Genomic DNA, 21128 nt, shown 5'->3' on the forward strand with positions numbered 1-21128 from the left:
TGTGTAGATTTCTATGCGTATCTTCAGGTAATACAAAAAGGCAGGCCATTAGAACGGCCTGCCTTTTTGTATCGGTGACGCAGTAGATTAAAACGTCAAATGCTGACTTTTTTTACAGCCGACTGCTGCACATGCTCCATAAGCAGTTTAAACAAGTTTAGCATTGAAGTATGTTCTTTTGCCATCATTTCTGGATGCCACTGGACGCCGACTACAAATTGTTCTCCCTGTTTTTCAATGGCTTCAATGACTCCATCTTTTGCCCATGCAGAAACTTCAAAACCTGGCGCTACGTCTTTAATAGCTTGGTGGTGAAATGAATTAATAAGAGCTTGATTACCATAAAGACTATGTAGCTGTGTTCCGTCTTTAATCATGATGGAATGAGAAGGGTCGCTTGTATTGTTGTATTGATCATGTTTGATAAATGACTCTTTAATGTCTGAGATGTCTTGATAAAGAGTGCCTCCGTAAGCAACGTTTAAAATTTGTAAGCCGCGGCAAATCGCTAACACGGGCTTTCCTTGATTAATCACATGCTTTAACAATAGCTGTTCAGACTGATCTCGTGCTAAAAAAGGTGAACCCGTTTTGGTTGTCGGTTCTTCTCCGTATAAAAGGGGATTAACGTCTTGTCCACCTGATAAAATCAACCCGTCTATACTTTCTGCCTGCGCTTTAATCATTTCTTCGTCTTTTAGCACTGGCAAGATAAAAGGAACTCCGCCGCTGAGCGCTGTTGATTCGATATAGTCGTTATTCACATACGCTCGCTTATAGCCTGGAAAGCGTCCTCCTTGATCCACAATAATGCTTCCTGATATACCAATTAAAAATCCCACTGTTGTTTTCTCCTTTTTTGTTAAATTACCATTTCTTGAGATATTTTTTCTTTTTCCTGCGTTGATAAAGTGTGTTCAATCTCTTGCTTTATAAGAAATAAATGGTTCTTTTGTTCAACTATTATACATATATACCATATTTATTTAATAGAAAATGGTATGATAGCCTCTGTATGTTAAAAATACTAATTGCCAAAGGTAGAAGGTAGTGCTACAATTGTTCACATTCCTACTATTCTTCTTATTATAGTCGGATTAAAATTTTATACAAGGAAATAGGAGTGATTTTAGTGAAAAGGACTTATTTACTTTTCATTTCTCTTTTAACCATTGTCCTCATGGTAGCAGGGTGCAGTGGTAACGCAAGTAAAAATACTTCAAGTGAAAAAGAAGGAAAAGAAGGCGGAACGCTAAACGTCGCGTCTCAAAGTGAGCCAGCAACGCTGGATGCTCAAATCACTGGGGACTCCGACGTGAAAGACGCAACGCGCAGTATCTATGAAGGGTTGATGATTTTAGACGACAAAGGAAATCCTAAGCCTGACTTAGCGTCTAAAGTAGATATTAGCGATGATAAAAAAACATACACGTTCCATTTAAGAAAAGGGGTTAAATTTCATAACGGTAAAGAAATGACTGCAGATGACGTTGTCGCTTCTATTAACCGCTGGATTAAGCTATCATCCCTTGGAAAAACAAACTTCTCTGGTGCTGAAATGACAAAAACCAATGATGATACGGTGGAGCTTCATTTACCATCACCAAACGTTAACACGCTATCTTTATTAGCTGATCCAATCCCTGCAGCAGCTGTTTTACCAAAAGAAGTGGTTGACAATGCATCTGATGAAGGGATCAAAGACTACATAGGAACAGGTCCATATAAAGTAAAAGAATGGAAGAAAAATCAATATCTTTTATTAGAGAAATTTAAAGATTATTCTTCGAAAGGCCGCGAAGTTAAGAAAACTCCTCACGTCGATGAAATTAAGATTAGTTTCGTAAGCGATGAGTCAACTAGGATTTCTGGTATTACAACCGGACAATTTGACGTTGCGCTATCTGTATCGAGCGATAATGCCAAACAAGTTGAAGGCAGCCAAAATGCAAAAGTAGAAACATCACCAGGCGGATTTATGGGACTTTTCTACAACGCAGATAAAGGCGTCTTTAAAGACATCAATGCACGAAAAGCAGTTAACGCAGCTCTTAACTCAAAAGATATCTTAGACAGTTCTTACGGAAGCTCGGATTATTACAAGCTTTCTTCATCCATTGTGAACAAAGAGTATCCAAATTACTACAGTACAGCTGGAAAAGAAGAATATAACCAGCATGATAAGAAAAAAGCAAAAGAATATTTGAAGAAATCTGGTTATAACGGAGAAGAAATTCGCTTAATGGCGTCTCGTGATTACCAAGATCAATACAATACAGCTGTTGTGGTTCAACAAGAGTTAAAAGACATTGGTATGAATGTAAAATTAGAAGTATACGACTGGGCGACATTCAGCGATAAAATGAGTGATACAAGCCAATGGGACATCTATCCTGTTGACTGGAATGCTCGTTCTACCATCTTCCAAGGATTCTGGACTACAAAAGGTACATCAGTTGAAAAATCAATGGACTACTTAAACAAAATTAAAGCTGCTCCTTCTGTTAAAGAAGCTCGCGGTGACATTGATGCAATTCAGCAATACGTATGGGACGAGCTTCCGTTTACGCTTATTGGTCATAAAGTGAACATCAATGCCGTTTCTAACAATGCAAAAGGCTATGAGTATAATTTAGGTCCAATTTTCTACAATATGAGTCTAACAAAATAATATCTTATTATTCTAATAAACAGGGAGCTTATGCTCTCTGTTTTAGAAAGGAGTTTACGATGGGAGCTTATACACTTAAGAGACTTTTTGCACTAATTCCTGTTTTATTCATTGTATCTATTGTTGTGTTCTTAATTACGCGCTTAACGCCTGGGAGTCCCGCAGCAATCATTTTAGGACAAGGCGCAAGTCCGGAACAAATTGCAGCGCTGAGCAAAGAAATGGGATTGGATGAGCCTGTGGTAAGTCAATACTTTATCTGGCTATCTAACATTTTTCACGGAGATTTTGGCTATTCCTACTTTTTAAATAAACCTGTGCTCGGGGCAATTTGGGATAATGTAGGTCCTACGGTTTCTCTAGCTATACTCGCGCAAATTTTTGGTGTGGCCTTTGCTTTACTATTTGGTATATATGCAGCTAAACATAAAGGAACGATTCGTGATGAAAGCATTATGGGAGCCAGCCTTTTAGGTATTTCCATTCCTAGCTTTCTTCTCGGTTCATTCCTTATTTTGCTTTTTGCGGTACAGCTTCGAATTTTTCCTGTTTCAGGATACGTTCCGTTAAATGCTGGATTATTTGAGTATTTAAAGTACTTAGTTTTACCAACGATTACACTTGGAGCGATTCAAGCTGCATTAATTACGCGTATGACGCGTTCATCTTTGCTCGATACCATTTCTGAGAACTTTGTTAAAACGGCAAAAGCAAAAGGATTAAATGAACGCACAATTATGCTTAAGCATACGCTGCGCGTGAGTTTTTTACCGATTTTAACAGTTATCGGAGAATCATTTGCGGGGCTTGTGACCGGAGCGGCGGTAACAGAATCATTATTTAACATTCCAGGGCTAGGTCAGCTGATTGTTTCATCAATTGAACGCCGAGATTACGCGCTTATTCAAGGAGCCGTACTTTTAATTACGGTTGCTTATGTGGTCATCAATTTAGTTGTTGATTTGCTGTATGCAGTGATCGATCCGCGTGTACGCAATTCTTATCATGATTAAAGGAGGGTGATGAATGTGAACGCACAACAAAATACAGAGACCATTTCAGTAACTGCAAAGAAAAAAAGAAACCCAGCGGTAGCGCGCTTTTTCTCAAATCGTTTGTTAGTAAGAGGAGCGATACTTATTTTATTATCGATTTTGATTGCTGTTTTTGCTCCGCTCATTTCTCCTTTTGGCAGCTTACAAATCGACCCTGCAAATCGATTAGCACCGCCGTCAAGCACGCACTGGTTTGGAACGGATAACTTTGGACGAGATGTATTTAGCCGCACAATGTACGGCGTCAGAATATCATTAATGATCGGAGCCGCAGTAACGATTATTGCTACTGTACTTGGTTTAATCGTTGGACTTTTATCTTCTTATTATAAAATTCTTGATTATATTTTAATGAGAATTTGTGACGGCTTGTTTGCTTTTCCATCTATTTTACTAGCAATTGCCATTATGTCTGCTTTAGGACCTAAAACAAGCAACGTTATTATCGCATTGAGCCTTGTATTTATTCCTTCGATTGCGAGAATTGTTCGTTCAACTGCGCTTGTTGTAAAAGAAAAAACGTTTATTGAAGCGCTAAAAGCTCAAGGAGCAAGCTCACTTCGAATCATTTGTTTTCATATGGCGCCAAACGTCTTATCGCCTTTAATCGTTCAAGTAACATACGTGTTTGCCGTGACGATTTTAACAGAGGCTTCGCTAAGCTTTTTAGGAGCCGGGATTCCTGCGCCGACACCGAGCTTAGGAAATATGCTGTATGACGGAAAGCTTGCGATTTACAACGCGTGGTGGATGACCGTGTTTCCGGGTGTATTCATCATTTTAATTGTACTTGGCCTTAATTTATTTGGTGACGGTCTGCGCGATTGGTTAAATCCGAAAAACGTAATGCTGAAGAAAAGGAGGAAAAAACGTTGAGTAACGCCCTTTTAAAATTAGAAGACTTACAAGTAACTTTTACAACGTATAGCGGAGAAGTAACGGCTGTTGACAATGTATCTCTTCAATTAAATAAAGGAGAAGTATTAGGGATTGTCGGTGAATCAGGATCTGGAAAAAGCGTAACATCCGAATCTATTCTTCAGCTATTAGATGAAGACCTCACAAGCTACGATGGCAAGATTTTGTTTGAAGGAAAAAACTTATTAGACATGTCTTCAAAGCAAATTCAAAAGCTAAGAGGAAACGAAATCTCAATGATTTTCCAAGATCCAATGTCGTCATTAAATCCCGTTATGCCCATTGGAAAACAAATTGCTGAAGTGATTCGTCTGCATCAGAAAGTCTCCAAAAAAGAAGCGCAAAAGAAAGTCGTAGAGCTTTTGAGACTAACTGGCATTCCGTCTCCAGAACAGCGAGCAAAAGAGTATCCGCATGAAATTTCCGGTGGAATGAGGCAGCGCATTATGATTGCGATGGCTTTAGCCTGTGAGCCAAAGCTTCTTATTGCCGATGAGCCAACAACAGCTTTAGACGTAACCATTCAAGCGCAAATCCTTGACCTCATGATGGATTTAAAAGACAAGCTCAACATGGGCGTGCTTTTCATCACCCATGATTTAGGCGTTGTGGCTAATATTTGTACAAAAGTAGCCGTGATGTATTTAGGACAAGTGATGGAAGAAACGGATGTTAAAACGCTGTTTTCAAAGCCGCTTCATCCTTATACAATGGGCCTAATTAAGTCGGTTCCTCACTTAGATGGCGACAGAACAGAAGAGCTTTCGTCCATTCCCGGAACGGTTCCGCCGCTTTCAAACGTGCCAGACGGCTGTCGTTTTGCACCAAGATGCCCATTTGCAACGGAAAAATGCCATAAAGAAGTACCTGTTTTAGAGCATGCCGATGATACACATCGCGTTCGATGCTGGCACTATGAAAAAATTCAAGAAGGAGAGGTTGCGTATGTCTAGTGAAGCAAAGCAGCAAAGCGCCAAGCCCTTGCTTGAAGTTCGCAACCTGCAAAAATATTACCCGGTTCGTTCTGCTTTGGGGAAAGCAAAAGGCCAAATCAAAGCAGTTCAAGATTTATCCTTTGATATTTATGAAGGCGAAACGTATGGATTAGTAGGTGAATCTGGCTGCGGGAAAAGTACAGCGGGGCGCACGCTTTTAAAATTAGTAGAACCAACGGGCGGAGAAGCACAGTTTAATGGAGAAAGTATTTTCGAATCTAAAACATCACGCTTACGAACCATTCGTAAAGATTTGCAAATGATTTTCCAAGATCCGCATACTTCCCTTAATCCAAGGAAAAAGATTGGTGCTTCCATTCAAGAAACATTAACAATTCATAATGTAGGCGCAAAAAGCGAACGAAAGCAGCTTGTCATTGAGTTATTAAAAAAGCTCGGATTTAACGAAGAAGATTACAACCGCTATCCGCACGAATTTTCAGGCGGTCAGCGCCAGCGCATAGGCATTGCGCGTTCATTGATTTTAAACCCCAAGCTTATCATTTGTGATGAGCCGGTTTCAGCGCTGGACGTATCCATTCAAGCACAAATCTTAAACCTGCTGCGCAGTTTGCAAAGAGAAATGAAGCTTTCATATCTTTTTATCTCCCACGATTTAAGCGTCGTAAGACATATTGCAGACCGCGTTGGTGTGATGTATTTAGGAAGATTAGTAGAAGAAGGGCCAACAGATGAGATTTTTTCAAATCCTCGTCATCCTTACACAAAACTTCTTTTATCATCTGTCCCGGCAATTCACGAACATGAAAAACGCGAAAAAATTGAGTTTAAAGGTGAAATTCCTTCTCCTCTTAATCCGCCTTCAGGCTGTGCGTTTCATAAAAGATGCCCGTTCGCATTTGACCGCTGCATGAAAGAAACACCTGAAGATACAGTGATTGACAGCCAGCATAAAGTAAAATGTCATCTTTATAATTAATTTGAGAAGCTGTAGAGATATAGAAAGCAACGTAGTAATGCAGCAGCATAATGGAATAAATAAAAATGAAAAAGTCACTAGTACCTCTAGTGGCTTTTTTTCTGTGAAAAAAGCGGGTTCAATGGGTTGAGAAAAGTCATTATTCAGCATATTAGATTCATTTTTATATAAAAGATATGAATAATCCTTACTAACCTACCTATCCTAATATATGGAGATATGAAAACAAAACGTGTTATGATAGTATCGGTGATAATTATGGGTAAAAAAGCAGATAAAACGAATGTCATGCGAATTTTAGATCAGAAAAAAATTGAGTACAATTATTATTCTTATGAAACTAAAAATCTGAGTGGGGTACAGGTAGCTACTTCGCTCGGAGAGGATCTTGCTAAAGTCTTCAAGACACTGGTGACCGTAGGGAAATCAAAAGAACATTACGTCTTCATGGTACCCGTTGAAAAGGAGCTTGACCTAAAGAAAGCGGCAAAAGCAGCTGGTGAAAAGTCCTTAGAAATGATTCCTCAAAGAGAGCTGTTGCCCCTTACAGGATATGTTCACGGCGGGTGTTCTCCTATCGGAATGAAAAAGCAGTTCACAACCTTCATTGACTCTACAGCAGAAAACTGCGAAACGATTTACTTTTCAGGTGGACGTGTAGGTCACCAAATACAGTTAACGTTAAGTGACTTATCAAAAGTAATTCGCATAGGTTTAGCAGACATCACAAAAGATAGTTGAAATGTAGTTCCCTTGAGCGAAACGCACTACGACATGAGCGTTTCGCTTTTTTAGTTCCCTTAGTTTGTCATATAAATTAGAAAACCGAACTTTGTAAAATTTTTGTATAAATAATTAGAAAATATTATATTTTCTAATAAATAAATAGTACAATATATAAATAGAAGGGAGGATTAACACTACATATGTAATAGACAGTAGCCGCTTTTAAAACCGCTTATTTTGTTATCTATAGATGATATTGAAATGAATTATCCAACCTTTTTTAAGCGCTCTCATTATATAAGTAATTGGTTGAACAGGTTTTATAGAAAGCAATACAGTCTAGCTGTTTAAAAAGATTTGCTGGTAAATTACTTACTACTTCATGTTACAGAAGAACCAACATTAAACACTCAAAGAAAAGAGGGATCAATCATGGCTCATACCAGTGAAGCTGCAAACAACAGGCGTGTTACAAGTAATATTTTTAAAGGATCTGTTGGGAACTTAATTGAATGGTACGATTGGTACGTTTACTCTGCTTTTGCCGTCTATTTTTCATCGCAATTCTTCCCGGAAGGTGATTCAACAAGTCAGCTGCTTAACACAGCGGCAATCTTTGCCGTCGGTTTCTTAATGCGTCCAATCGGAAGTTTATTAATGGGGCGCTATGCGGATCGATACGGTCGTCGGGCTGCGCTTACCTTATCTATTACCATTATGGCGAGCGGTTCTTTTATTATCGCCTGTACTCCTAGCTATGGCACGATAGGGTTATTATCTCCTATTATTCTAGTACTAGCGCGTTTGCTGCAAGGAATCTCCTTAGGAGGAGAATACGGAACGTCTGCAACTTACCTTTCTGAAATGGCAAGCAGCGGGCGAAGAGGGTTTTATTCAAGCTTTCAGTATGTGACGCTTGTTGCTGGTCAGCTGGTGGCATTAGGTGTTCAAATTATTCTGCAAAACGTTCTTAGTGAAGCAGATATGATTTCATGGGGCTGGCGTATTCCTTTTGTCATTGGAGCAATCGGAGCGCTAAGCGTTTTATGGCTGCGCCGTACAATGGATGAGTCAGAGCAATTTTCTAAAATGGACTCTGAAAGCCGTGAAAATGCAGGAACTATTAAAGCACTTATGAAGCATCCTAAAGCAGTGTTGACCGTTATTGGCTTAACACTAGGAGGAACAGTCGCTTTTTATACGTATACGACGTATTTGCAAAAATTTATGGTAAACAGTGTAGGGCTAGATAAAGGAGTCGTAAGCTGGATTAACTTCTGTGCGCTGCTTGTATTTGTTGTTATTCAGCCAATAGCAGGTATGCTATCTGATAAAATTGGACGCAGACCTCTGTTAATGAGCTTTGGTATTTTAGGAACATTACTGACAGTACCGCTTTTTCTTTTTATGAAACAAGCACATAACCCAGTCATGGCTTTTTTATTAATGACAATTGGACTTATCATTGTAACAGGTTATACATCGATTAACGCTATTGTAAAAGCCGAGCTTTTCCCAACAGAAATTCGAGCTCTTGGTGTTGGGTTACCGTATGGACTTACAGTTGCCATATTTGGAGGCACTGCAGAATTTATCGCCCTATGGCTGAAAAGTATCGGCCATGAATCACTTTTCTTTTTCTATGTAGCAGGATGTATCGCCATCAGCTTTCTTGTTTATTGGCGTATGGGAGAATCCTCTAAAGATTCATACATAGAATCCGAGTTGAAAACAGATGACAAAGACGACAGCATCCCGCCAAATAATGTAAGTTTTTAATTTTGTTTAAACCAATAAGCGTTCGATAACACAAAAAGGACTGGCTTTCTATAGCCAGCCTTTTTTTATTCTCTTAAAAGACAATTATTTTGTAGTCGGTTCGGAATATGGAAAGATAGGTTCTTTTAAGCTAAACTCACGCGTGCCTTCTTCGATAAGACCCACTGTTTTATCGCTATGGTAAAGGGCTAGCCTTACTAACCTATCCGTGCTGCACAACTTTTTTCTGTAGTAGGATTTTTGTCTATTATTTGGTGGTAATAAGGGCTTGAATGATCTTATTCCAGTAATGTTTAAAACCAGGCTTTACTTTCGGCATTTTGAACACTCCCTTTAAAATTTCCCCGATTGGATAGTCGTTATATTAAGTTTAATAAAATTAACTAAAGTTGTTATCCAGCGCAGAGCGTAACTTACTCTATGAATTTGCACCACTAAAGAGTGAAGAAAAAAATAATGGAAGACATATAAGAAAGATGAGATACATAATAAAAGGATTATTTTGTGATATAACGAAATAAAGAGTATATACATCAGAAATAGAGAGAGGGTAAACTCCGTGAATACTTTATATTCCTTTTTTACGAACCCGGTTTTAACTGCTTCTACGTTTTTAATAGAATTACAGAGCGTGTTCTTTCAACCTATTTGGAAAAAGTATAATTATGATGATTATTTTACCTACAAGGTGTATGTTCCAAGTACATATACTGGATTAAGTAAAGTACCATTAATCGTTATGCTTCATGGATGTCAACAAGATGCAGATGATTTTGCTGCAGGTACGGAGATGAATAAGCTAGCGGAAGAAAAAGGCTTTATTGTTCTCTATCCTCAAATGAATTACTTTGCTAATTCCAACGGGTGCTGGAATTGGTTTTATGAGTATAACCAGTTTCGCGGTAATGGAGAGCCAGACATAATAAAAGATATGATTGATCACATAACCGCTAAATATGCGATTGATTCTACTAATATATACCTTGCTGGCATGTCAGCTGGAGGCTTTATGGCAAATGTGATGGCTATTGCTTATCCCGATGTATTTAAAGCGGTAGGCATTCATTCAGCAGGCAGTAATGCGTATGCTGTAGACCTCATCACAGCTGGAGAAGTCATGCTATACGGCTCTTTAAATCCTGAACTTGACGGTGATGAAGCTTATAAAAAAATGGGACCTTATGCACGGCCTGTTCCCATCATTACGTTTCATGGTCAATCAGATACAACAGTCAATCCAATTAATGCGTCTACATTAATTCAGCAGTGGATTTATACCTATAAGAATTTCGGTATAAACTTACATGAAAATGCTGCTTTTTATACGTCACAAGACAACGGAAATCATTATAGCTACATAATGTCTGACTACATAGATGCAGAAAATAAAATCTGGATGAAAAAAATTATGGTAGAGGATATGGGGCATGCATGGTCAGGAGGAAATGACAATGGATCAGATACTGATTCAAAAGGTCCTAATGCTTCAAAAATGATGTGGGACTTTTTTGAAGCACAGAATGATTGAATAGAGTATGAACGAGCGATCAAGATGTACTACTAAATAACATTAGCTTTCATTTTTTTTGAAACAAATAATTGTCTACCAACAGCAAAAAAGGATCTTATCGAAAGATCCTTTTTCTGTTATCAACGAACATGTTTTAACAAGTAGCTTCAAACCGATTTAACAATACATCTAGATCCTGACTGATTTTAATCGTATTACTACTTGTAAACCCTTCTTCTAGAGCAATCATCATCATCATTTTTCGTATAAATTCTATCTTTATCAGCAGTAGTCTACATTTGAAACACATTAAGTTTCCTCCACTTGCCACGTCATTTTAAAGGCTTAAATTGTTGAATTATTTATGTAAAAATGGTTCCAATCTAAAAATAGAACCTAAAAAATATAGTAACAAATAGATAGTGTCGAAGTCTGTCGTATTTTGAATTCAGATATTTTCATTTAAAAAGAATTAGCTCTTAAACGTTTTGCTGGAAGCTGTGCTCTATCTTAATTGTGATTGTTCCCCGGTTGTAAATAACTCACAGACCAACAGAGCTTATCCTGTTTTTTGGATATAGGCATAATCCGATTACATTTAGGCATGTTAACATAAGAAAGGAGAATTTACTAATATGCCCAATGTCATCAGAATTCTTCAATTGTTTCTTCCGTGGATTTCCCTTGTTTTTATGCCAAAAAATCAATGAGAACCTATTTTCCCGCTTCTCTTTTTGTCTCATCTTTAGTAATTGGAATGTGCTCATTAGCTATTCCTTACAAGTGGTGGAGTGTAAAAGGAGGGTAGAAAGGAAAAATTTTAAACGATAGTAGTTTTATTTTTGGACCCTTTTTGGTAGGGACACTGTGAATCTTTCATTTTACGTTTGGCAGCTTTTAAAAAAATTTTTTCGTTTATTAGTTTCTGCTTAACTATTTATGGCTATCAGGCACTGACAAATAAAGATAAATGATAGGTGAGGGCTGTTTCTAACCGCTATAGACTTTGTAAAAAGCGCAACAAAAAAGCGTCTGTTAAGACGCTTTATATATAATACATATACTGCTCATCTTTATTAACATTTGTTGTTTCATGGATTATTTCTTCCGGGATATTGGACGTCCGGTTAGTAAAAAGCATAAACAAAGCAATAATTGATGCCGCAAAACCTAAAGTAACAATCACAATAAATCCCTCCCTTTAGAATATATATTCTACTTTTATCTTCATTTTCCTATATTTATTATATACCCTTATTTTATTTTCTCAACACATAGAACAAAAAGAGTAGTGCATCTCCTCAATATCTCCCTCAAAATAAATATAATCAAGGGAGCTTATCCCATTTTCCCTAAAAAAGTAGGAAGCCATAAATTTTTTTCGTATGGGGGATACAAATCATTAAAATTATTAATCGTTGAGATAACTTTTTTGTATTGTACGAATGAAAGAAATTTATATATATTAAAAATACAAAATATTCATTAAATTATATGATGCTTTGGTTTTGAGTCGAAAAGAGAAAAGCTGCTGCTTTAAAGGCAACAAGTTTAAGGAAGTTACAAGCGATATAAAAAGTTATAGAAATGGATGCATCTAGAATTCTTTTTGCTCAGATATTCACATAGTTTTCATTCGTAAAAAAGACTGAAAATTTTGATAATAATTTCACTTTTGTTAAGGGGGACTTTTTATGACAACAACGGTATTAAATGTATTAACTTATTCTTTTTATCTTAACGGTGAGTGGAAAGAAAGCAAATCAGGTCAGACAATCGACATTGTTTCTCCATACCGTCATGACGTGATTGGAAAAGTGCAGGCTATCACAAAAGAAGAGGTCGATGAAGCAGTACATGCCGCGCAAAAAGCTCAGAAAGGGTGGGCAGAAATTTCTCTGCAAGAACGTGCCAAATATTTATACAACTGGGCGGATGAGCTGGTAAAAATGCAGAGTGAAATTGCCGAAATTATTATGAAAGAAGTTGGAAAAAGCTTAAAAGATGCAAGGAATGAAGTAGTGCGCACAGCAGATTTCATTCGCTATACAGTTGAAGAAGCCCTTCATATGAACGGAGAAAGCATGAAGGGAGATAGTTTTCCAGGAGGTTCTAAGTCTAAAGTTGCCATTGTTGAACGCGTGCCTTTAGGGGTTGTACTCGCAATTCCTCCTTTTAATTATCCGGTAAATTTAGCAGCTGCTAAACTGGCGCCTGCGCTTATTTCAGGAAATGCAGTTCTTTTCAAACCCGCAACGCAAGGAGCGATCAGCGGTATTAAGATGATTGAAGCTCTTCATCAAGCAGGTATTCCACAAGGTCTTGTAAACGTCGTAACGGGCCGCGGATCTGTTATTGGGGATTATTTAGTTGAACATAAAGGCATTAACATGATTTCATTTACCGGAGGAACAAACACGGGTACTCAATTAGCTAAAAAGGCAGGCATGATTCCTCTTGTACTAGAACTTGGAGGAAAAGACCCGGGTATTGTATGTGAAGATGCAGATTTACAGGAAGCAGCAAAACATATTATAAGCGGAGCATTTTCTTATTCCGGTCAGCGCTGTACAGCTATTAAACGTGTACTTGTGCATGAAAAAGTGGCAAACGAGCTCGTAAATATTTTAAAAGAAGAAGTACATAAACTATCAGTCGGTTCTCCTGAAGATGGATGTACGATCGTTCCATTAATTGATAGCAAAGCAGCGGACTTTATTCAGATTTTAATTGCAGATGCACTAGGAAAAGGTGCAACAGTTGTGACTGGAAACAAGCGTGAAGGAAACCTTATCTATCCTACGCTTTTAGATGACGTGAATGATACTATGCGCGTGGCATGGGAAGAACCATTCGGTCCTGTGTTACCAATTATCCGCGTCGCTTCTGATCAAGAAGCCGTTGATATAGCAAACGAATCAGAATTTGGCTTACAAGCAAGTGTTTTTACAAAAGATATTAATAAAGCCTTCTCAATTGCAAACAAAATTGAAGTCGGCTCCGTTCAAATCAACGGCCGTACAGAACGCGGTCCTGATCATTTTCCTTTTATCGGCGTAAAAGGATCCGGTATGGGTGCTCAAGGCATTCGTAAAAGTATTGAATCCATGACTCGTGAAAAAGTAACGGTATTAAATCTTCAATGATTGAATTCCAAGAGCTCTCCAAATCAAGCCAGTAGAGGGACTTATAGAAAAAAGCCTGTGCTTCACAAAGCACAGGCTTTTAAACATCTTATTTAATCGTTACTCGATTCCATCTTTATAGTTCTTATGCCAGTTTTTATCACCTTTATGCTCGATATCCTCAACGGTTTTTTCAAGCTCTGACATAATGAGTGTTTTTACTTGATAAATGGTATCAAAAAAAGCTCTCTCTTCATCCGGGTTAGGCTTTATTTTGGCTGCTGCCGAAATATCAACGTATCTACGATGCTCAGTTGTTAATTTATCAAGCGCATCAAAAATATGAGAGGTCAGAACAGCAACTTCCTTATGATTATCAGGCAGCTTTTCTTTTAATGTTTCAATTCTTTTATCCATGTTAAAGTCCCCCTATAACGTGTTGTATTTATGTAACTTTCCCACTAATAAAAACGAATAACCTCAAATAGTAAAAAATTATGGGAATTAGTACGTGAAACAAAAGTATACTACAGGATATCATGTTAAAGTGAAAAAACGGTGAAATGAGTGGGTATATTTTCAATATAGAGAAGTTTGTACTAATAAAAAAAGAGGTCGTTTAGCAGGTAACCCTTGCCCGTGTTTTCAAGCCTTGCCTATATTTAATCGACATAAGGCTTTTTTTGAAACATTTGTAAGTTGATTCATTTTGCATCAAAAGAATTTTTTGGTATATTATAGATGTGTTTAAAAATGCAACAGAAGGTGATTGAATGAAAGTACTGGCTATCGCTCCTTATAACGGTTTAAAAGAGCTAATGGTTACCCTAGGAGAAAAAGAAGAATTCGAGTTGCAAGTAGAGATAGGTGATTTAGAAGAAGGCCTGACTCTTGCTAAAGATGCAATACATAATGGCATAGATATCATCATCAGCCGAGGAGGAACGGCGGAACTCATCCAAAGAGAGTTAACTATCCCGGTTGTTGAAATTGAAGTTTCTGGTTACGATATGCTTCGCGTGCTGACGCTTGCTAAGGGTTACCCAGGAAAAAAAGCAATCGTTGGGTTCTCTCCTATTTCAGAAGGAGCTTCTACAATTTGTCAAATACTAGATATCAATATGTCTGCATACAAAGTCAAAAGCGAGAAAGAAATCGAGCCTATTTTAGTTCAATTACAGCAAGATGGATATACAAATATTATTGGAGATGCCATTACGGTAAAAATAGCTGAAAAGCTTGGACTCAATGGTATATTGCTGACTTCTGGAAAGGAAAGTGTTTTAAAATCTTTTCAAAATGCAAAGAAAATATATGGATTTCTTTCGTCTTTCAAAAAAAATTACTTGATGTCTTATGATATTATTCAAAATGAAAGGGAAGGAATTGTTGTATACAATTCAACGTCTCAAGCTATTTTTTCTAATCCTTATTTTAATAAGAATTTCAGTGACAGCTTTAAACAAAACCTCAATGTAGAAGAGGCTATAAAGACTGTATGTAGCACAGGTTCTTTTGAAACAGTTTTTAGTAGGGATGATGACTTTTGGACAGTAAAAGGATATCCTCTGGAAACCTCACATTCAAAATTGATTGTGTTTCGCATTAATCAATATAAGTCCGATGAAAATCAAGGTATAGATGGAATCTCAATTGTGTCTTTACAAAACGAAGTAAGCTCTGCAAGTAACCTTACTACTATCGTCACAAAAAATGAGAGAATGAAAGGCGTTTTAAGAGCTGCAACTATTTATGCTAATACGGAAGAGCATGTATGGATTAGCGGTGAAGAAGGAACTGGAAAAGAACGACTAGCAAAACTTATTCATGTTAATAGTGAAAGACGTGAATATCCACTGCTTATTATAGATTGTCAAGTTCTCTCAAAAGCACAATGGGCGCGCCTTCTAGACAAAAGTTCCTATGATGATTTATTAGCCCATAATCCGCATGGAAGCGTTATTTTAAACAATATAGATTTTTTAGAATTGGATACTCAAAAACAATTAGCGAGTTATTTAAAAAAGAATTCAACTACGTGCCGTTTTATAACTTTATCGCGTAAAAGTATCGAATACTTAACTGAAACACAGCGTTTTGATCAAGAGTTGTATTATTTATTAGCTAGTTTAACCTTGGACCTTCCTTCATTAACAGAAAGAAAAGAAGATATCGAAAGCTTAGCTCTTTTCTTTATCGGAGAATACAATATAAAATTCGGCAAGCAAATCGTAGGGATACGTAGCGATGCAAACGAAAACTTAAAGAATTTTGAATGGACTGGTAATGTAAAGCAGCTAAAACAGATCATTAAAGAGAGTCTACTATTAGCTGAAGGGGCTTTTTTAGAGCTTCATGATTTAAAGAAAGTAATAAGTACAATTCGCGTTACAAGTGACAATCAGGAAATTGATTTAAACGGAACGTTAGAAGAAATCGAACGAAAAATCATAAAAAGAATATGGTTAGAAGAGGGTATGAATCAAACAAAGACAGCTGAAAGGTTAGGTATAAATCGAACCACTCTGTGGCGGAAACTAAAATAAAATTTCCTATATGTATTCTATTGAGTCAAATTTAAAAACCACTTTATCTATAAGTTAGTAAAGATAAAGTGGTTTTTGTTGTTTAATTTTTAAACAATTTAGAAAATATTAAATTTTATTTTCTTTAACTGTTGATTAATTAAACATTTATGTATATAATTCGAATTGTAAACGTTTTAAAAAAAGTAAATTGTACATATACGTTGCAAAAATAAACAATTAACTAAATGCAAATAGATACTGTAGGGAGGAAGGAATATGGAGTTAAAAGGAATTATTCCAGCGTTATTAACGCCTTTAACAAAAGAGCAGACAATAAATGAACCGGTACTGCGTCAATTAACTAGTCATCTTATTGAATCTGGTGTGCACGGCATTTTTGCTTTAGGAACAAATGGTGAATTTCATCTCTTCACAAAAGAAGAAAAATTAAAAATTGCTCAAGTGATCATTGATGAGGTCAAAGGAAGAATCCCTGTAATTGTTGGTACGGGAGGGAACAGTACAGAAGAAGTTATTGAATTATCAAAACAGATGGAAAACCTTGGAGCAAATGCTCTTTCTGTTATTACTCCTTACTTTGTTACACCAACTCAAGAAGAAGTGATCGTTCATTTTCAGCGAATAGCAGAAGAAACATCATTACCAGTTCTTTTATACAATATTCCTTCAAAAACGGGAATGAGCTTAGAGCCCGACACTGTCGCCAAGCTAGCAGATGTTCCTAATATAGTAGGAATTAAAGATAGCAGCGGCAGCTTCGAAAATATCAAAAACTATATTCATGTAACAAAAGATAAAGATTTTTCCGTGTTTGCGGGAACGGATTCTTTAATACTAAAGACCTTAGAAGCAGGGGGAGTAGGAGCAGTTGCAGCAACTGCAAATATGGTCCCTGATATTGTCGTATCTATTTACACCAGCTGGTTAAAGGGATTTAACAACGAAGCGGAAGAAGCTCAAAAAAAATTACAGCCTCTTCGAGACACATTCCAATACGGGACGCTTCCATCGGCTTTGAAAAAAGCTGTAGAACTATATGGAATTCCGGTAGGCCCTCCTAAACTGCCAGTCTCTGAACTATCAGGAGAGGGGCTTGAAAAGGTAAAAGAAATGGTTGTGGGCTATAAAAAACAGAATGCACTTTAAAATAAACTAACTATAAGGAAAAGAGGTTAAAATGATGCAAAAGCTTTATCAATTTCAAACGGCAAATCATCTTATCGCAGGACCAAATTCAATTGAAAAAGTAGGAGAACACCTTTCTCTATTAGGTACAGAAGTCAAGTCAGCCTTAATTATTACTCAACCATCGATGAAAAGGTTAGGTTTTGTCGAGAAGCTTATTCATCAGTTATCTGACAAAGGCGTATCAGCCTATGTGAATATTGATGTTCTTCCAGAGCCAACGGTTGAAAACATTGAAGAAGTTTTTCAAGCCATTAGCAAAGAACAGTATGATGTATTAATTGGATTTGGTGGAGGAAGCGTGCTTGATGCAACAAAAATTCTTTCAGTCTTACAAACAAATAACCAATCTATCCGTGAACTATTAGGTACAGATTTAGTTAAAAACCCAGGTACACCAACTATCTTAATTCCAACTACTTCAGGAACAGGTTCGGAAGTAACGCCTAATGCGATTGTTACACTGCCCGATGAAGAATTGAAGATTGGAATCGTAAGTAAGTATTTACTGCCTAAATTAGTGGTACTCGATCCAGTTCTAACATTAAGTTTGCCAAGACCTATCACAGCTGCAACCGGGATGGATGCATTTACTCACTCATTAGAATCATTCATTTCAAATAAATCAAATTTAATAAGCGATATGGTTGCATTAGAATCAATTCGTCTCATCTCGTCTAGTATTATAGAAGCTTATCAAAATGGGAATTCGGTCGAGGCGAGAGAAAAAATGCTTGTAGGTTCTATGTACGGCGGAATGGCTTTAACAAGTGCAGGTACTGCTGCGGTTCATGCATTAGCATATCCGCTAGGCGGAAAATTTAAGATTCCTCACGGTGTAGCTAATTCGATGCTTTTACCTCATGTGATGGAGTTTAACATGGATGCCATTGAAGATCGGTTGTTCCTCGTAGCTGAGCCTATGGGAATTAAAATAGAGGGTTTTTCAAAGACGGAAGTAGCTCAAAAAGTAGTAAATCGTATTGTAGAGTGGACAAACGTTTTAGAAATCCCACAAAATCTAAAAGAATATGGAGTAAAGGAAGAAGATGTTCCAGAGCTAGCTCTTTCCGCTTCAAAAGTAACGCGATTATTAAATAATAATCCTAAAGAAGTAAGTTTGAAAGATATGGAAGGAATTTACCGTAAATTACTTGTTTAAAAAGGTGATGACATTCTATGAAAATATCCGTTATTTCTGATGATTTAACAGGCGCAAGTGATTGCGGAGGACAATTAGTTCGTTATGGGTTAGATGTTTCTGTTGTTTTAACCGATGACAATAGTAATTTAAGTAAAAAAGAAGCTTTTATATTTAATACGGATAGCCGCGCTGTTTCAGGGAAAGAGGCTTACGAAAGAGTTAAAAACGTTTGTGAAAGAATTCAAGGTGAAACATTTGATGTTATTTACAAAAAAATTGACTCCACAATGAGAGGCAATATCGGACAAGAAATTAATGCTGTGTACGACGTATTTCAACCTGATTTTGTTTTTATCGCTCCAGCCTTTCCAAACGCCGGAAGACAAGTGATTAACGGCGTACATTTTCTGAATCAAAAACGTTTAGATGAAACTGAAGTAGCGAACGATCCTAAAACTCCCGTAAAGGATTCTTTAATTGCCCGACTGGTTAAAAACCAAGCGCAAAAGGAAGTGGGCCATCTTTCGTACAAAGATCTTCATGCAGGATATGAATTTATCTTCAAAAAGCTTAAAGCATACAAAAATCAAAACATTTCATACATCACAGTAGATTCAATTCATGAATCAGATCTTAAATGTCTCGTTGAAACGATAAAAAAGACGGAATTTTCTGTTGTATGGTCCGGTTCAAGCGGGTTAATTAACTATTTACCTCAAGCTTATGGACTACAGCCATCCACAAAGAAAGTCAGTTTTCTAAGAAATGATCAACCTGTGCTATTTGTTATTGGAAGCGTAAGTAAAGTTGGAAGAAATCAGCTGAACCAACTATTACTATACTCTGACACCATTAGTGTAGAAATGAACCCATCAAAAATCATTTTAGACGGTGTTTCCAGACAAAAAGAAATAGATCAGGTAATAGAGAGGGCTTTAACATTTCTGAAAACAGGAAAAAGTATTGCTTTATTCTCTTCAGAAGAAGTAAAAGAAACACAAGAGATTGGTAAAAAACAAGGCTATAGCGCTATTGAAATAAGTGACTATATTTCAATGACGATGGGAGAAGTAGCTGTAGATCTAATTAATCAATGTACTATTACTAATCTTTTTCTTACGGGAGGAGACACGGCTCAACAAGTGTTAAGTCAATTACAGGTTCATAGACTTCATTTGGTTGACGAAGTGGAGCCTGGTATACCACTTGGCAAGTTAGATTATAAAAGAGAGATTTTTGCTGTAACGAAAGCAGGAAGTTTTGGTACAGATGTAGCTATGCTTAAAGCTAAATCGAAGCTGCAGGGGAAAAAAGATGTTTGGGAACCCTCTGTAAGATTAAGCAAATAATTAAACAGTGCAATAAAAATTGAAGTGAATTTTAAAGGAGGAATATGATGAAACCTGTTATCGGAATTACAATGGGCGATGCAGCTGGAGTAGGTCCAGAAGTTATTGTAAAAGCACTAGCAGATCCATCGGTTTATGAAGCGTGTCGTCCTATTGTCGTAGGAGACGCTAAGATAGTAGAAAGAGCGATCAAAATGACACAAACCTCGTTAACTGTCCATCGCGTTAACGAGGTAAATCAAGGAGAATTTACTCGTGGCGTAATTGATTGTCTTCATTTGGACTTAGTGCCGGAAGATCTTCCAGTTGGAGAAATCTCATCATTAGCTGGGAGCGCAGCTTTTAAATTTATTAAAAAAGCGATTGAATTAGCAAAAAAGCAAGAGATACAGGCCATTTGTACGGCACCTTTAAATAAAGAAGCGTTACATAAGGGCGGCTACACTTACCCTGGCCATACTGAAATTTTGGCAGAGCTTACGAATACAAAGGATTATTCTATGATGTTATCTTCACCAAAACTAAAAGTCATCCACCTTACTACTCATGTAGGATTAAAAAAAGCAATAGATGCTATTACACCGGAACGAACATACACCGTTATCAAACTTGCTCATGAAACATTAAGTCGCGCAGGGTATAAAAAACCGCGAATTGCCGTTTGCGGAATTAACCCTCACGCTGGAGAGAACGGTTTATTTGGAGAAGGAGAAGAGGAAGAAAAGCTAATTCCTGGTATTCAAATTGCAGCTTCTGAAGGGATAAATGTTACAGGTCCATACCCTGCAGATACGCTATTTTTCCGTGCAGTTCGCGGAGATTTCGATATTGTCATCGCTTGTTATCACGATCAGGGACATGTGCCTATTAAAGTCCTAGGGTTAGAAGAGGGCGTCAACATTACAGTTGGTTTAAACGGCGGCGTTATTCGCACTTCTGTCGATCACGGTACAGCATTTGATATCGCAGGAAAAGGAATTGCTGATGAAAGAAGTATGCTAGCAGCTCTTCAGTCCGCTGCAGAACTGTCGCCTAAAAAGATTTTAAATAAGTTTTAAAAATAGTATTGTTATAAAGTTCTTATAAAATGTCTTCGGAGCAACTTGAATATCTTTTACTGTGAGTATAGTAGTTGCAATAACGTGGATTGTAACTAAAGACTCCGAAGACAATGAGTTATAA

The 21128-nt window shown here is 37.2% G+C and carries 18 protein-coding genes; 14 read left to right on the top strand and 4 right to left on the bottom strand.

Annotation, left to right across the window (positions count from 1 at the left end; translation table 11 throughout):
* Positions 1 to 95: 95 nt before the first annotated feature.
* On the bottom strand, positions 96 to 842 hold the full coding sequence (locus tag JNUCC25_RS09480) for a gamma-glutamyl-gamma-aminobutyrate hydrolase family protein (RefSeq protein WP_029321161.1): 747 nt from the start codon (positions 840 to 842) through the stop codon (positions 96 to 98).
* A 290-nt stretch (positions 843 to 1132) separates the two neighbouring features.
* Between JNUCC25_RS09480 and JNUCC25_RS09485 the strand changes: the two genes are divergently transcribed.
* The 8 genes from JNUCC25_RS09485 to JNUCC25_RS09520 all read left to right on the top strand — a co-directional run bounded on the left by JNUCC25_RS09485 (position 1133) and on the right by JNUCC25_RS09520 (position 10612).
* On the top strand, positions 1133 to 2671 hold the full coding sequence (locus JNUCC25_RS09485) for an ABC transporter substrate-binding protein (RefSeq protein ID WP_029321163.1): 1539 nt from the start codon (positions 1133 to 1135) through the stop codon (positions 2669 to 2671).
* A gap of 59 nt (positions 2672 to 2730) precedes the next feature.
* The gene (locus tag JNUCC25_RS09490) at positions 2731 to 3684 is read left to right on the top strand and encodes an ABC transporter permease (protein WP_029321165.1); all 954 of its coding nucleotides are present in this window, start codon (positions 2731 to 2733) and stop codon (positions 3682 to 3684) included.
* Positions 3685 to 3693: 9 nt separating this feature from the next.
* Positions 3694 to 4602 carry an ABC transporter permease gene (locus JNUCC25_RS09495; protein ID WP_029321167.1) on the top strand — a complete coding sequence of 303 codons (909 nt, stop codon included), beginning with the start codon at positions 3694 to 3696 and terminating at the stop codon, positions 4600 to 4602.
* Positions 4599 to 5597: an ABC transporter ATP-binding protein gene (locus tag JNUCC25_RS09500; RefSeq protein WP_029321169.1), complete on the top strand. Its 999-nt coding sequence runs from the start codon at positions 4599 to 4601 to the stop codon at positions 5595 to 5597. The genes JNUCC25_RS09495 and JNUCC25_RS09500 overlap by 4 nt, the downstream gene beginning before the upstream one ends.
* Positions 5590 to 6579 carry an ABC transporter ATP-binding protein gene (locus JNUCC25_RS09505; protein ID WP_064471569.1) on the top strand — a complete coding sequence of 330 codons (990 nt, stop codon included), beginning with the start codon at positions 5590 to 5592 and terminating at the stop codon, positions 6577 to 6579. The genes JNUCC25_RS09500 and JNUCC25_RS09505 overlap by 8 nt, the downstream gene beginning before the upstream one ends.
* Before the next feature lie 258 nt (positions 6580 to 6837).
* Positions 6838 to 7320, top strand: a complete 483-nt coding sequence (ybaK, locus tag JNUCC25_RS09510; protein WP_029321172.1) for a Cys-tRNA(Pro) deacylase — start codon at positions 6838 to 6840, stop codon at positions 7318 to 7320.
* Positions 7321 to 7737: 417 nt separating this feature from the next.
* The gene (locus JNUCC25_RS09515) at positions 7738 to 9084 is read left to right on the top strand and encodes an MFS transporter (RefSeq protein WP_057274831.1); all 1347 of its coding nucleotides are present in this window, start codon (positions 7738 to 7740) and stop codon (positions 9082 to 9084) included.
* Positions 9085 to 9643: 559 nt separating this feature from the next.
* Positions 9644 to 10612: an extracellular catalytic domain type 1 short-chain-length polyhydroxyalkanoate depolymerase gene (locus JNUCC25_RS09520; protein WP_057274832.1), complete on the top strand. Its 969-nt coding sequence runs from the start codon at positions 9644 to 9646 to the stop codon at positions 10610 to 10612.
* Positions 10613 to 10748: 136 nt separating this feature from the next.
* Here JNUCC25_RS09520 and JNUCC25_RS09525 read toward each other — a convergent pair whose 3' ends face one another.
* Complete coding sequence (locus tag JNUCC25_RS09525) at positions 10749 to 10904, bottom strand: aspartyl-phosphate phosphatase Spo0E family protein (RefSeq protein WP_016763750.1); 156 nt, start codon at positions 10902 to 10904, stop codon at positions 10749 to 10751.
* Between the two features lie 735 nt (positions 10905 to 11639).
* On the bottom strand, positions 11640 to 11780 hold the full coding sequence (locus tag JNUCC25_RS09530) for a hypothetical protein (RefSeq protein WP_013056554.1): 141 nt from the start codon (positions 11778 to 11780) through the stop codon (positions 11640 to 11642).
* Positions 11781 to 12288: 508 nt separating this feature from the next.
* Between JNUCC25_RS09530 and JNUCC25_RS09535 the strand changes: the two genes are divergently transcribed.
* Complete coding sequence (locus JNUCC25_RS09535) at positions 12289 to 13740, top strand: NADP-dependent glyceraldehyde-3-phosphate dehydrogenase (protein WP_454223200.1); 1452 nt, start codon at positions 12289 to 12291, stop codon at positions 13738 to 13740.
* A 99-nt stretch (positions 13741 to 13839) separates the two neighbouring features.
* Here the strand turns inward: JNUCC25_RS09535 and JNUCC25_RS09540 are convergent, their stop codons facing one another.
* On the bottom strand, positions 13840 to 14136 hold the full coding sequence (locus JNUCC25_RS09540) for a hypothetical protein (RefSeq protein WP_013056556.1): 297 nt from the start codon (positions 14134 to 14136) through the stop codon (positions 13840 to 13842).
* A 356-nt stretch (positions 14137 to 14492) separates the two neighbouring features.
* Here JNUCC25_RS09540 and JNUCC25_RS09545 point away from each other — a divergent pair, with 356 nt between their 5' ends.
* From JNUCC25_RS09545 to pdxA, 5 genes are all read left to right on the top strand, one after another.
* On the top strand, positions 14493 to 16265 hold the full coding sequence (locus tag JNUCC25_RS09545; protein WP_454223202.1) for a PrpR N-terminal domain-containing protein: 1773 nt from the start codon (positions 14493 to 14495) through the stop codon (positions 16263 to 16265).
* 258 nt (positions 16266 to 16523) lie between these two features.
* Positions 16524 to 17414 carry a 4-hydroxy-tetrahydrodipicolinate synthase gene (gene dapA, locus JNUCC25_RS09550; RefSeq protein ID WP_115653631.1) on the top strand — a complete coding sequence of 297 codons (891 nt, stop codon included), beginning with the start codon at positions 16524 to 16526 and terminating at the stop codon, positions 17412 to 17414.
* A 34-nt stretch (positions 17415 to 17448) separates the two neighbouring features.
* Complete coding sequence (locus JNUCC25_RS09555) at positions 17449 to 18615, top strand: iron-containing alcohol dehydrogenase (protein WP_098626732.1); 1167 nt, start codon at positions 17449 to 17451, stop codon at positions 18613 to 18615.
* Between the two features lie 17 nt (positions 18616 to 18632).
* On the top strand, positions 18633 to 19946 hold the full coding sequence (locus JNUCC25_RS09560; protein WP_115653632.1) for a four-carbon acid sugar kinase family protein: 1314 nt from the start codon (positions 18633 to 18635) through the stop codon (positions 19944 to 19946).
* A gap of 44 nt (positions 19947 to 19990) precedes the next feature.
* Positions 19991 to 21004, top strand: coding sequence for a 4-hydroxythreonine-4-phosphate dehydrogenase PdxA (gene pdxA / locus JNUCC25_RS09565; protein WP_115653633.1), 1014 nt, complete (start codon positions 19991 to 19993; stop codon positions 21002 to 21004).
* Positions 21005 to 21128 lie beyond the last annotated feature (124 nt).

The organism is Priestia sp. JNUCC 25 (genome assembly GCF_053667915.1).

Coding starts and splice junctions, on each gene's coding strand:
- JNUCC25_RS09490 (WP_029321165.1), top strand. CDS start 2,731: ATGGGAGCTTATACACTTAAGAGACTTTTTGCACTAATTCCTGTTTTA.
- JNUCC25_RS09495 (WP_029321167.1), top strand. CDS start 3,694: ATGAATGTGAACGCACAACAAAATACAGAGACCATTTCAGTAACTGCA.
- JNUCC25_RS09505 (WP_064471569.1), top strand. CDS start 5,590: ATGTCTAGTGAAGCAAAGCAGCAAAGCGCCAAGCCCTTGCTTGAAGTT.
- ybaK (WP_029321172.1), top strand. CDS start 6,838: ATGGGTAAAAAAGCAGATAAAACGAATGTCATGCGAATTTTAGATCAG.
- JNUCC25_RS09515 (WP_057274831.1), top strand. CDS start 7,738: ATGGCTCATACCAGTGAAGCTGCAAACAACAGGCGTGTTACAAGTAAT.
- JNUCC25_RS09525 (WP_016763750.1), bottom strand. CDS start 10,904: ATGTGTTTCAAATGTAGACTACTGCTGATAAAGATAGAATTTATACGA.
- JNUCC25_RS09535 (WP_454223200.1), top strand. CDS start 12,289: ATGACAACAACGGTATTAAATGTATTAACTTATTCTTTTTATCTTAAC.
- JNUCC25_RS09540 (WP_013056556.1), bottom strand. CDS start 14,136: ATGGATAAAAGAATTGAAACATTAAAAGAAAAGCTGCCTGATAATCAT.
- JNUCC25_RS09545 (WP_454223202.1), top strand. CDS start 14,493: ATGAAAGTACTGGCTATCGCTCCTTATAACGGTTTAAAAGAGCTAATG.
- dapA (WP_115653631.1), top strand. CDS start 16,524: ATGGAGTTAAAAGGAATTATTCCAGCGTTATTAACGCCTTTAACAAAA.
- JNUCC25_RS09555 (WP_098626732.1), top strand. CDS start 17,449: ATGCAAAAGCTTTATCAATTTCAAACGGCAAATCATCTTATCGCAGGA.
- JNUCC25_RS09560 (WP_115653632.1), top strand. CDS start 18,633: ATGAAAATATCCGTTATTTCTGATGATTTAACAGGCGCAAGTGATTGC.
- pdxA (WP_115653633.1), top strand. CDS start 19,991: ATGATGAAACCTGTTATCGGAATTACAATGGGCGATGCAGCTGGAGTA.